This window comes from Oleiphilus sp. HI0061, from assembly GCF_001635675.1.
The window spans coordinates 1-1,259 of the sequence record NZ_LWFE01000545.1; the positions used below are offsets into that span (position 1 = coordinate 1).

Consider the following 1,259-nt stretch of genomic DNA (forward strand, 5'->3'; position numbering starts at 1 on the left):
CGCCGAATAATAATGACAATGACTTCGATAATGATGGCGTACTTGACGATAACGATAACTGTCCTTTGGTTCCAAATGCTGATCAAGCTGATAGCGACAATAACGGTATTGGCGATGCTTGTGACGCCCCCTTAGTATCTGACGATGATTATGATAACGACGGCATACTGAATGATGTTGATAATTGTCCGTTAATTCCAAACACTAACCAGCTTGATAGTGATAATGATGGCATTGGTGATGTATGCGATACACCGGCCCTAGTTGATTACGACAGGGATGGTATTCCAGATGAAAGCGATAACTGCCCTTTGATTCCGAATAGTGATCAGGCTGACCGTGACAATAATGGTATAGGTGATGCTTGTGATGTTCCGCTTATCTCAGACGATGATTATGACGATGACGGCGTGCTTGACGGAGTCGATAACTGCCCATTAACACCTAACCCGGATCAAAGTGATAGTGATAGCGACGGGATAGGTGATGCCTGTGATGCGCCTTCCGTTATCGAAAATGACTTCGATAACGATGGAATACTTGACGAAAATGACAATTGTCCACTAATACCCAATGCAGATCAGAGTGATCGTGACGCTAATGGTATTGGCGATGCATGTGATGTCCCCGAGATTATTTCACCACCGCCACCGGAGTTAGTTGGTATTAGCTTAAGCGGTGTTGTTAATGGTGAGGGAAGCCCCGTTGGAGGCGCGGAAGTAGCAATCTATAATAGTCAAAAACAATATCTGAGTTCTGTGGCTACATCGTCGGACGGTGCGTACTTATTTGAAAATATGAGTGCTGGCGATTATTTCATTGGTGTTACTCCGCCATCAGAAAGTGGCCTCAGCAACCCTACCCTGCAGGAAATAAGTATTGCTGGTCGCGACGTCGTTCACTTGATTACATTGATAGGTGACGCACTGACCTTATCTGGTTACCTAAAAGATAGTCAGGGGCGCGTGATCGATAAGGTTCAAGTAAGCTTGCATCAGCAGAGCACTGGTAACCAGGTGGGCAATAAAGTACTCACTGATACGCAGGGCCATTTTGAGTTTGCAGTATCGCCGGGCAACTATAAGTTAAGACCTTTGGTAGATGTGTTTAACTCAGCTAGCGTTTCGGCAGTTCCTGCTTATCCAGTACCCGATTACGCGGCAATTTTTCATGAGCCGCAGAATATTCAGGTTAGCGCGAATACTTCTCTCGATATTACGCTGCCCCTAGCTTTGCTTTCCGGTAAGACTGTAGATACC

The 1,259-nt window shown here is 45.5% G+C and carries 1 protein-coding gene; it reads left to right on the forward strand.

All coding sequences use genetic code 11. The annotated features are described in order from the left end of the window. Positions 1-1,259: thrombospondin type 3 repeat-containing protein (locus A3735_RS07130; protein WP_197485731.1), on the forward strand; the 1,259-nt coding region annotated here is incomplete at both ends.